The organism is Amorphoplanes digitatis (genome assembly GCF_014205335.1).
GTDB classification, from domain to species: Bacteria; Actinomycetota; Actinomycetes; order Mycobacteriales; family Micromonosporaceae; genus Actinoplanes; species Actinoplanes digitatus.
The window spans coordinates 2,228,904-2,240,536 of the sequence record NZ_JACHNH010000001.1 but is presented as its reverse complement, the minus strand read 5'-3'; the positions used below and the strand labels follow the sequence as shown (position 1 = coordinate 2,240,536).

At 75.6% G+C, this 11,633-nt stretch carries 2 protein-coding genes (1 of these 2 only partly in view); both read right to left on the bottom strand.

Annotation, left to right across the window (positions count from 1 at the left end; all coding sequences use genetic code 11):
- Positions 1-38: 38 nt before the first annotated feature.
- Positions 39-9,620, bottom strand: coding sequence for a type I polyketide synthase (locus BJ971_RS10010; protein ID WP_184991848.1), 9,582 nt, complete (start codon positions 9,618-9,620; stop codon positions 39-41).
- Positions 9,617-11,633: the final stretch of a type I polyketide synthase gene (locus BJ971_RS10005; RefSeq protein ID WP_221478768.1), read on the bottom strand. Its footprint extends 25,007 nt past the window's final position; the window shows 2,017 of its 27,024 coding nt (coding positions 25,008-27,024); the start codon falls outside the window, past its right edge — the gene reads right to left on this strand; its stop codon occupies positions 9,617-9,619. Before BJ971_RS10005 ends, BJ971_RS10010 begins: the two co-directional genes overlap by 4 nt.

The window sequence follows — 11,633 nt, the reverse complement described above, 5'->3', positions numbered from 1 at the left end:
CGAGCAACCTTCCGTGTCCGGGTAGCGAGTAACGCGACTCAGCGATCGCCGTGGCGGCCGAGTTCGGCGTCGATGAAGGCGAACAGGTCGTCGGCGGACGCGGTACCGAGCCGTTCGGCGACGGCGCCGGTGCCGGGTTCCGTCGCGCGCCAGGCGTCCAGCATTCGGCGCAGGCGCGTGGCGACCGCGGCCCGGGTGACCTCGTCGGGTTCGCTGGCGCTCAGCGCGGCGCCGAGCCGGTCCAGGTCCGCGATCAGGGAGGGGCCCTGGTTCGCGGCGTGCTCGCTGACGAGTTGTTTGGTGAGGTGTTCGGCGAGCCCGGCCGGGGTGGGGTGGTCGAAGACCATGGTGGCGGGCAGGCGCAGGCCGGTCACCGCGGAGATCCGGTTACGCAGTTCGACCGCGGTGAGCGAGTCGAAGCCGAGGTCACGGAATTCGCGCCGGGCGTCGATCGCGGCCGCGGAGGCGTGGCCGAGCACGCCGGCGGCCTCGGTGCGGATCAGGTCGGCGACGTAGCGGGTCCGCTCGTCGTCGCGGCGCCCGGCCAGGTGCTGGGTGAGCACGGCCAGGGTGGCCGCTCCCCCGGCGCTGCCCGCCGCCGTGCGCCGGGCGCCCCTGACAAGGTCCCGCAGCACGGCCGGTACCCCGCCGGGCATCCGGACCCGGGTGGAGGACATGCTGACCGGCATCAGGTAGGGCCGGTCGCGCACCGCGGTGGCGGCGTCGAAGAGGGCGAGTCCCTGCTCGACGGTGAGCGGCGGCATGCCGGAGGAGGCGCGCTTCAGGTCGCTGTCGCCCAGCGTCGCGGTCATGCCGGCGCCGGGCGCCCACGCGGACCAGGCCAGCGACTGCGCGGGCAGGCCCCGCGACTGCCGGTACCCGGCGAGCGCGTCGAGGAAGACGTTGCCGGCCGCGTAGTTACCCTGCCCGGCGCTGCCCATCACGCCCGAGATCGACGAGAACAGCACGAACGCGTCGAGGCCACGGTCTCGGGTCGCCTCGTGCAGGTTCCAGGCGGCGTCCACCTTCGGCGCCAGGACCGCGGCAAGGCGCTGCGGGGTCAGCGCGGTGACCACGCCGTCGTCCAGCACACCCGCGGTGTGCACGATCGCGCTCAGCTCCGGGATGCCCGCTACCAGAGCGTCGACGGCCGCCCGATCGGTCATATCGCAGGCCACGACCCGGCCGGGAAGCAGATCGGCGCCGGGAGCATCCGGCCCGCGACGGCTCACCAGAACCAGGTCGACACCCTTCGCCGCCAGATGACGGGCCAGCTCGGACCCGAGACCACCGGTACCGCCGGTGATCAGGACCGTGCCGCGCGGCGCCCACCGGGCGGATCCGCGCGCGTCGCAGCGGGCCAGACGGGGCACGAGGGTCACCCCGTCGCGGACCGCGAACTGTGCCTCGTCGTCTGGCACCGAGTCCAGCCCGGCGGCGGTGTCGACCAGCAGGAACCGGTCCGGGTGCTCGGACTGTGCGGCGCGGACCAGGCCCCAGACGGCGGCCGCCGCGACGTCGCGGATCGGGTCGTCGTCGCCGGTGCTGACCGCGCCGTCGGTGACGAAGGCGAGCCTGGCGTCGCCGAACCGGTCGGTGGCGAGCCACCGCTGCACCAGTTCCAGGGCGCGGGCGGTGAGCGCGTGCGCGGAGGCGGCTACGTCGCCGGTGTCCCCGGTGACCGGCGCGAGAACCAGGTCGACGTCACCGGGCAGGTCGTCCAGGGTGGTCGCGAGGGTGACCCGTCGTCCGGCGGGTGCCGTGCCGGCGGCGTTCCAGCGCAGGTCGAGCAGGGATCCGCGCGGCGCCTCGGCGCCGGAGACGGCGGCGGGCTCACGCAGGGTCACCGACTCGACGGTGAGCACCGGCGCGCCGGCCGGGTCGGCGGCGGCGATCCGGTAGCCGTTCGCGGCGCGCCTGGTCAGCGTGGCCGACAGCGTGCTGGCGCCGGTGGCGTGCAGGGTGACGCCTGCGAACCCGGCGGGCTCGAGGTCGGGGTCGAGCAGGGCGGACAGCAGCTCCGGGTGCAGGCAGAAGTACCCGGCGTCGCCGGCCAGGCCGTCCGGCAGGGTCGCCTCGACCGGGTCGGGTCCGAGTTCGCCGGGTTCGCCGCCGTCCGGTGCCAACGCGCCGCGGGCGCGCTCGACCCACGGGCCGTCGTCGGCGCGGGAGTGTACGGCGACCGGCCGGACACCGTCGTCGCCGGGCTCGCCGACACGGACCTGCAGCGCCACCGCGGACTGCTCGGTCAGCGCGAGCGGCGCGCCGATCTCCAGGCGTTCGACGCGGTCGCAGCCGACCTGGTCCCCCGCCCGGAGCGCGAGCTCCAGCCAGGTGGCGCCGGGTACCGTCTCGTGCTCGGCGAGCCAGGGGTGCACCCGCAGCGAGAGCAGGCCGGTGAGGATGACCTCGTCCGCGCCGGCCACCGGCACCGCCGCGCCGAGCAGCGGGTGATGTGCGGCGCTCTGGCCGACCGAGGTGACGTCGCCGCCGGTGGAGGCGGGGCGCGGCCAGTAGCGCTCGTGCTGGAACGCGTAGGTGGGCAGGGCGATCCGGCGGGCGCCCGGATACCAGGGTGTCCAGTCGATGTCGACGCCGTTCACGTGCAGGGCTGCCGCGGCGGCCAGCATCGCGTCGGCCTCGTCGCGGTCGCGGCGCAGCGTCGGCACCACAATGTCGGCCTCGATCAGCGACGCGAGGACCGAGTCGGGCCCGGCCTCGACGAACGTGTCGACGCCGAGGCCGCGCATCGCCGCCACGCCGTCGGCGAAGCGGACCGTGCCGCGCACGTGCCGTACCCAGTAGTCGGGGTCGGTGACCAGGCTTGCCGTGACCGGCCCGCCGGTCACGTTGGAGACCATCGGCAGGGTCGGCTCGTGGAACGTCAGCCCCCGCGCGACCTCGCGGAAGGCGTCCAGCATCGGGTCCATCAGCGCGGAGTGGAAGGCGTGGCTGACGGTGAGCCGCCTGGTGCGCGCGAAGCGCGCGGCGGCCGCCTCGACCGCCGCCGTCTCCCCCGACAGGACGACGGCGTCCGGGCCGTTTACCGCCGCGATCGACACGCCGTCGCCGGGCGCGACGTCGGCCTCGCAGGCCTGAACGGCGATCATGGCGCCGCCGGCGGGCAGGGCGGCCATCAGCCGGGCGCGCGCCGCGATCAGGGTGCACGCGTCCTTCAGGGACAGGACCCCGGCGACGTGCGCGGCCGTGATCTCACCCACCGAATGCCCGCCCACGACGTCCGGGCGCACGCCCCACGACTCCAGCAGCCGATACAACGCGACCTCGACCGCGAAGATCGCCGGCTGAGCGTTGCCCGTCTGATCCAGGTCGTCCCAGTCGACATCACCCAGGTACGCGGCCGCCGCGTCGAACGCCGCAGCGAACACCGGGAACCGCCTATACAGGCCCCGGCCCATCCCGGCGCGCTGCGAACCCTGACCGGAGAACATCACGCCGACCGTGTGATCGGCGGCCACCCCCCGAGTGACCGTGTCGCCGGCCAGCACCGCGCGGTGCGGCAGGGCGGCCCGGGTGGTGGCGAGCGAGTATCCGACGTCGGACGGCTCGCCGGCGGCAGCGCGCACGCGGGCGATCTGCGCGTCGAGCCCGGCCGCGCTGCGCGCCGAGACCGGCAGCGGGGCGGGTCCCGGCACCGGAGTGGTCGGCGCGAGCTCGACCGGAGCCGCCTGCTCGATGATCACGTGCGCGTTCGTCCCGGAGATACCGAACGACGACACACCCGCACGCCACGGCCGATCCACCACCGGCCACGGCTCCGGCGAGGTCACCAACCGCACCGCGCCCGCCGACCAGTCCACGTGCGTCGACGGCCGGTCCACGTGCAACGTTCGGGGAACGACACCGTGGCGCATCGCCATGACCATCTTGATGACCCCGGCCACGCCCGAGGCCGCCTGCGTGTGCCCGATGTTCGACTTCAGCGCGCCCAACAGCAGCGGAACCTCCCGATCCCGGCCATACGTCGCCAGCAACGCCTGCGCCTCGATCGGATCACCCAAAGTCGTGCCCGTGCCGTGCCCCTCGACCACGTCCACCTCGGCGGCGGAGAGTCCCCCGCTTGCCAGCGCCTGCCGGATGACACGCTGCTGGGACGGGCCGTTCGGGGCGGTCAGGCCGTTGGACGCGCCATCGGAGTTGACCGCCGATCCGCGCACGACCGCGAGGATCTCGTGGCCGTTGGCCCGCGCGTCGGAGAGCCGCTCGACCACGAGCACGCCGACGCCCTCGGCCCAGCCGGTGCCGTCCGCGGCGTCGGCGAACGCCTTGCAGCGCCCGTCCGGGGCCAGGCCGCCCTGCCGGGTGAAGCCGGAGAAGCTGGTCGGCGTGGACATCACGGTGACGCCGCCGGCCAAGGCCAGGTCGCACTCCCCCGCCCGCAGCGCCTGCGCGGCCAGGTGCAACGCGACAAGCGACGACGAGCACGCCGTGTCCACGGTCACCGCCGGACCTTCGAGGCCGAGCGTGTAGGAGATCCGACCCGAGATGACGCTGGTGGCCAGGCCGGTGCTGGCGTGACCCTCGACGTCCTCCCGCGAGTTCATCACCAGCTGCGTGTAATCCTGCCCGCCCGCGCCGGCGAAGACGCCGGTGCGGCTGCCGGCGAGGCGTTCCGGGTCGATGCCGGCCCGCTCGACGGCCTCCCAGCTCGTTTCGAGCAGAAGCCGCTGCTGCGGGTCCATGGCGAGCGCCTCGCGCGGGGAGACGCCGAAGAAGCCGGCGTCGAAGTCCCCGACGGCGTGCAGGAATCCGCCGTACCTGGTGGCGCTCGTGCTGCGCCGGTCCAGGCCGGCGGCGAACAGCGACCGCAGGTCCCAGCCGCGGTCCTCGGGGAACCCGGTGATCCCGTCGCGGCCGCCGGCGACCAGGTCCCACAGCTCGTCCGGCGAGGCGACGCCGCCGGGCAGCCGGCAGGCCATGCCGACGATGACGACCGGGTCGTCGGCGGCGACGGCGCGGACCGTGGCGGGCTCGTCGGCGTGCTCGTCCATGAGGTCCGCGACGATCCGGCCGGCCAGCGCGGCCGGGGTCGGGTGGTCGAAGACCATGGTGGCCGGCAGGCGCAGGCCGCTCACCGCGGAGATCCGGTTACGCAGTTCGACCGCGGTGAGCGAGTCGAAGCCGAGGTCACGGAACTCGCGCCGGGCCTCGATCGCGGCAGCGGAGGCGTGGCCGAGCACGGCCGCGGCCTCGGTGCGGACGAGGTCGGTGACGAACCGCTGCCGCTCATCGGGTCTCCGGGCGAGCAGCTGCCCGGCGAGGGCGGCGAGGGCCGCGTCACCGCCGGGGCCGGCGGCAGCGACCCGGCGGCCGACCCGGATCAGGTTGCGCAGCACCGGCGGCACGGCCGGCATCGGCGCGCCGGACGACGGCATGCTGACCGGCATCAGGTACGACTCGTCGACGGCGACGGCCGCGTCGAACAGGGCGAGTCCCCGCTCGACCGTGAGCGGCGGCATGCCGGACGCGGAGATGCGGCGCAGCTCCGCGTCGCTCAGAGTAGCCGTCATGCCGGCGCCGGACGCCCAGGCCGGCCACGCCAGGGACTGCCCAGCCAGGCCCCGGGACCGCCGGTACCCGGCGAGCGCGTCCAGGAAGACGTTGCCCGCCGCATAGTTGGCCTGCCCGGCGCTGCCCATCACGCCGGAGGTGGAGGAGAACAGCACGAACGCGTCCAGGTTCGCGGTGGCCGCGTGCAGGTTCCAGGCGGCGTCGACCTTCGGCGCGAGAACCGCGTCGAGACGCTCGGGAGTCAGCGCGCTGACGACACCGTCGTCCAGGACCCCGGCGGTGTGAATGACCGCGCTCAGCTCCGGGATGTCGGCCACCAGGGCGTCGACCGCGGCCCGGTCGGTCAGATCGCAGGCGACGACCCGGCCCGGTAGCCGGTCCGCGCCGGGAGCGTCGGGACCGCGGCGGCTGACCAGGACCAGATCAACACCCTTCGCGGCCAGATGGCGGGCGAGTTCGGAACCGAGCCCCCCGGTGCCGCCGGTGATCAGCACCGTCCCGCGCGGCGTCCACGGTTCGGCACCCGCCGCGTCGGCACGGACGAGACGCGGCACCAGGACCCGGCCGTCGCGGACCCGGAACTCGGTGTCACCGGCGGCCAGGAAGCCCGCGAGCGGTGGCAGTTCGCCGTCCGTCTCGGCGAGCACGAACCGGCCCGGATTCTCCGCCTCGGCGGAGCGGACCAGGCCGTGCACCGCGGCGGCGGCCAGGTCGCCGGCGCGGGTGACGACCAGCAGGCGATCGTCGCTCTCCTCGTTCAGCCACTGCTGGACCGTCGCGAGCGCGGCGGCGGCGAGGCGGCGGGTCTCGGCGGGAACGTCGTCGCCCTCGGACGCGAAGGTCGCGGCGACGAGCGTGGCCTCCGGGCCCTCGACCGGCTCGGCGGCAACCCAGTCCAGGCGCAGCAGCGAACCGGCCGCCTTCGCCACGCCGGCGCGCGCACCGAGGGTGACACCGCGCGCGGTGAGAACGGGCCCGCCGGCCGGGTCGACGGCGGCGATCTCCACGGTGTCGTCGCCGGTCGGGGTGATCCGGGCGTGGATCGTGGTGGCGGCCGAGGCGTGCAGCGTGACGTCGCGCCAGGCGATCGGTCGCCGGTCGCCGGCGAAGAGCTGGTCGAGCAGGTCGGGGCTGACGCCGTACGTCCCGGGCTCAGCGACGGTGAACTCGGCGGTGTCGTCGCCGGCCGGCAGGGCGCCGCTGCGGTGGTCGTCCAGGGTGCCGTGCGCGTTGCGGACCCACTCGCCGCCGGCCACCCGCGACGAGCACGTGATCGGCCGGCGGCCGTCGACGGCCGCGCCGACGCGGACCTGAATCGCGGCCGGCCCGTCCAGCGCGGCGGTGATCTCGAGGTCGCGCACGTGCGGCATGCCGACCTCGTCGCCGGCCCGGAAGGCGAGCTCCAGCCAGGCGGTGTCGCGCAGGGCGGGTACGAGGCCGGTGAAGACCGTCTCGTCGGTGCCGGCCAGGGCGACCGCGGCGCTGAGCAGCGGGTGCCGGGCGGCGGTGAGCCCGGCCGAGGCCACGTCGGCGGCTCCCGCCGGTGCGGGCCAGTAGTGCTCGTGCTGGAACGCGTACGTCGGCAGGGTCACCCGGTGGCCGCCGGCGAACCAAGGGCTCAGGTCCACCGGGACGCCCGCGGTCCAGAGCCGCCCGATCGCGATCGCGGCGGCGGTCTGCTCGTCGCGGTCGCGGCGCAGCGTCGGCACCACGACGTCGGCGTCGATCAGCGAGGCGAGCACCGAGTCGGGCCCGGCCTCGACGAAGGTGTCGACACCCGCCGCGCGCATGGCCTCGATGCCGTCGGCGAACCGGACCGTCTCGCGGACGTGCCGCACCCAGTACCCCGGGTCGGTGAACAGGTCGGTCTCGACCCGGCCGGTGACGTTCGAGACCAGCGGCGTGGCCGGCCGATGGAACGCGATCCCGGCGAGGGCGGCGCGGAAGTCCGCCAGCATCGGATCCATCAACGCGGAGTGGAACGCGTGGCTGACGTTGAGGCGCCGGCTGCGCCCGAAACGGGACGCCGCGGCCGCCACCGCGGCCTCCGTACCGGAAAGGACGACGGAGTCGGGGCCGTTGATCGCCGCGACCGAGACGCCGTCGGCGGGCTCCACCGACGACGGGTCGGCCCGCACGGCGATCATCGCACCGCCCGCGGGCAGCGCGGCCATCAGCCGGGCACGCGCGGTGATCAGCGCACACGCGTCCTGAAGGGACAGGACCCCGGCGACGTGCGCGGCGGTGATCTCGCCGACGGAGTGGCCGCCGAGGATCGCCGGACGCACCCCCCACGACTCGAGGAGCCGGTACAGGGCGACTTCGACGGCGAAGATGGCCGGCTGGGCGTTGCCGGTCTGATCGAGGTCGTCCCAGTCGACGTTCAGGTGCGCGCTCGCCGCGTCGAAGGCGTCCCGGAAGACCGGGAACCGCGCGTACAGGCCGCGTCCCATCCCGGCGTGCTGCGAGCCCTGCCCGGAGAAGACCAGGCCGACGGTGCGGACGGCGGCCTCGCCGCGGACGACCGCGTCGCCGATCAGCGCGGCCCGGTACGGGAACGCGGTACGCCGGCCGAGCGAGAACCCCACGTCCACCGACGAGGCGTCGACGGCGCGCACGGCCGCGATCTGCGCCTCAAGGGCGGCCGCGGTACGCGCGGACACCGGAAGCGGGACGATCGCCGGCGCCGACGGCGCGGGCGTCTCGGCGCTCACCTGCTCGACGATGACGTGCGCGTTGGTGCCGCTGATGCCGAACGAGGAGACACCCGCCCGCCACGGCCGGTCGTGCCGGGGCAGCGGCGTCGCGGCGGTGGCCAGCCGCACCGCGCCGGACGCCCAGTTCACCCGGGACGACGGCCGCGCCGCGTGCAGGGTCGCCGGTACCACGCCGTGCCGCAGGGCGAGCACCATCTTGATCACGCCGGCGACGCCGGCGGCCGCCTGGGTGTGCCCGATGTTCGACTTGATCGAGCCGAGCAGCAGCGGCACGTCCCGGTTCTGGCCGTACGCGGCCAGCAGCGCGTTCGCCTCGATCGGGTCGCCGAGCGGGGTACCGGTGCCGTGCCCCTCGACCACGTCGACGTCGGCCGGCCGCAGTCCGGCGCTGCGCAGCGCCTGCTGGATCGCGCGCTGCTGCGCGGGCCCGTTCGGCGCGGTGAACCCGTTGGAGGCGCCGTCGGAGTTGACCGCCGATCCGCGGATCACCGCGAGGACCTCGTGCCCGTTGCGCTCGGCGTCGGAGAGCCGCTCCAATACCAGCAGGCCGATGCCCTCGGCCCAGCCGGTGCCGTCCGCGCCGTCCGCGTAGGCCTTGCAGCGCCCGTCGCGGGCCAGGCCGCCCTGCCGGCTGAACTCCATCAGGGAACCCGGGGTCGACATCACGTTCACGCCGCCGGCCAGGGCCAGGGTGCACTCGGAGTTGCGCAGCGCCTGCACCGCCAGGTGCAGCGCGACCAGCGACGACGAGCACGCCGTGTCCACGGTCAGCGACGGCCCCTCCAGGCCCAGGGTGTAGGACACCCGGCCGGAGACCGCGCCGGCCGCGATGCCGGTGCCGATGTCGCCGGTGGCGTCGCCGACGTCGCGGACCAGCAGGTACGCGTAGTCCTGCCCGTTGGTGCCCACGTAGACGCCGGTCGGGCTGCGCCGCAACGACGCCGGGTCGATGCCGGCCGACTCGAAGGCCTCCCAGGACGTCTCCAGCAACAGCCGCTGCTGCGGGTCCATGGTGACCACCTCGCGCGGCGAGATGCCGAAGAAACCGGCGTCGAAGCCGGACACGCCGTCCAGGAAGCCGCCCTCCTGGCTGACCTGCGTGCCGCGGGCGTCCACCCCCGCCTCGCGCAGGGCGCCCAGGTCCCAGCCGCGGTCGTCCGGGAACCCGCCGATGGCGTCGCCGCCGTCGATCAGCAGCCGCCACAGGTCCTCGGGCGACCGGACCCCGCCCGGGTACCGGCAGCTCATCCCGACGATCGCGATCGGCTCGGTGCGGTCGGCGACCAGCTGCTGGTTCTGCCGGCGCAGCCGCTCGGTCTCCTTGACCGACGAGCGCAGGGCCTCGACGACCCGGTCACTGGGCGAGGTCATGAGTCTCCCTGCTCCTTGAGCGCCGCCTGGACGAGACTGTCGACGTCCATCGCGTCGATCGAGTCGTCGTCCAGGGACGCCGCTGCGTCGGTGGCGCGGCCGGCCAGCCTCATCAGCGGCTCGAGGACGCCGATCTCGCGCAGCCGGTCCAGCGGGACGGTGGCGAGAACGGCCCGGAGCGCGGACTCGTCGTCGCCCGCGCCGCCGTCCGGCGGGCCCGCGAACAACGACTCGAGGACGTGCTCCGCGAGCGCGGCCGGCGTGGGGTGGTCGAAGACCAGCGTGGACGGCAGGTCCAGCCCGGTCGCCGCGTTCAGCTGGTTGCGCAGCTCGACCGCGCTGAGCGAGTCCAGGCCGTAGTCCCGGAACGCCTTCTCCTCGCCGACCGCGGTGACGTCGGACAGGCCGAGCGTCTCGGCGGCGAGCCGGCGGACCAGCCCGACCACCTCGGCGAGCCGTTCCCCGGCCGGCAGCGCGGCCAGCCGGGCCGTCAGGTCGGCGCCGGCGGCGACTACCGCGGCGGCGGCGGCGGTCATGGCGTCGTAGCCGGGCAGCTCGACCAGCAGCCGGGCCGGCCGGGCCGCGGTGAAGGCCCGGATGAACGGCTGCGGGTCCACGTCGGCGACCAGCGCGACCGGTTCGGGCGCGAGCACGACCTGGCGCAGCGCGGTGACCGCGAGGTCCGGGTCGAGCGGCCTGATGCCGGTGCGCCGGGCCGCCACCGCCGCGCGGGTGTCCGCGGCCATCCCGCCGCCGGCCCAGGCGCCCCAGGCCACCGAGGTGGCCGCGAGGCCGCGGCCGCGCCGCTGCTCGGCGAGCGCGTCCAGCACGGCGTTGGCGGCGGCGTAGTTGGCCTGGCCGGGGTTGCCGACCGCGGCGGACGCCGAGGAGAACAGCGCGAACACGGCCAGGTCGAGGCCGGCCGTGAGCTCGTCGAGCAGCAACGCCGGGGTGACCTTTGCCCGGAACACCGTCGCGAACTGTGCCGCGGTGAGCCCGTCCAGGACGCCGTCGTCGACCACCCCCGCGGCGTGTACGACCGCGGTCAGGTCCGGGATGGCGTCGATCACCGCGGCCAGGCCGGCCCGGTCGGCCGCGTCGCAGGCCGCGATGGTGACCCGCTCGCCCAGCTCGGCGGCGAGCTCGGCCGCGCCGGGCGCGTCCGGGCCGCCGCGGCTGAGCAGCACCAGGTGCCGGGCGCCGGCCGTGGCGAGCCGCCGGGCGACCCGGGCACCGAGGGCGCCGGTGCCACCGGTGATCAGGACCGTGCCGTCCGGGTCCCACTCGCGGGCCGGGCGTTCCGGTACCGCGGCGAGGCGGCGGCCGAATACCGCGGCGGACCGGACGGCGACCTGGTCCTCGCCCTGCGGGTCGGCCAGCACCGCGGCGAGGCGGGCGGCCGCGCCGGCGTCGAGCGTCTCCGGCAGATCGATCAGGCCGCCCCAGCGCTGCGGGTGCTCCAGCGCGGCGACGCGACCGAGACCGTGCACGCCGGCCTGTAGCGCGCCGGGCACCGGCTCGCCCGGGTGTACGGCGACCGCGGCGCGCGTGGCGCACCACAGCGGCGCGGTGACGCCCGCGTCGCCGAGCGCCCGCAGCAGCGAGGCGGTCAGCAGGACGCCTGCCGGCACGCCGCCGGTGCGCTCCTCGGCGAGGGCCAGCAGGGACAGCACGCCGGCGACGTCGCGGCCGCCGAGGTGCTCGCGCAGCCGCGCCGCGATGCCGTCCCGCTCCGCGGCGCCGATCTCGACGCAGGTCGCGCCGGCGCCGAGCGCGGCGACCACGCCGGCGACCCACGCCTCGGCGCCGGTACCGGCCGGGATGACAACGATCCAGGTGGCGGTGGGCGGTCCGCCGGCCGCCCGGTTCAGCGGCCGCCAGGCGATCTGCTGCCGCCAGCCGTCCACCGTGGACTGCGTGGCGCGGCGGCGGCGCCAGTCCGACAGCGCCGGCAGGACCCGGGCCAGCGAGTCGCCGTCCACGCCGAGGGTGCCGGTGAGTGCGTCGAAGTCC

Excerpts from the sequence above, each read along its gene's own strand:
- BJ971_RS10010 (WP_184991848.1), bottom strand. The coding sequence starts at position 9,620 with ATGACCTCGCCCAGTGACCGGGTCGTCGAGGCCCTGCGCTCGTCGGTC.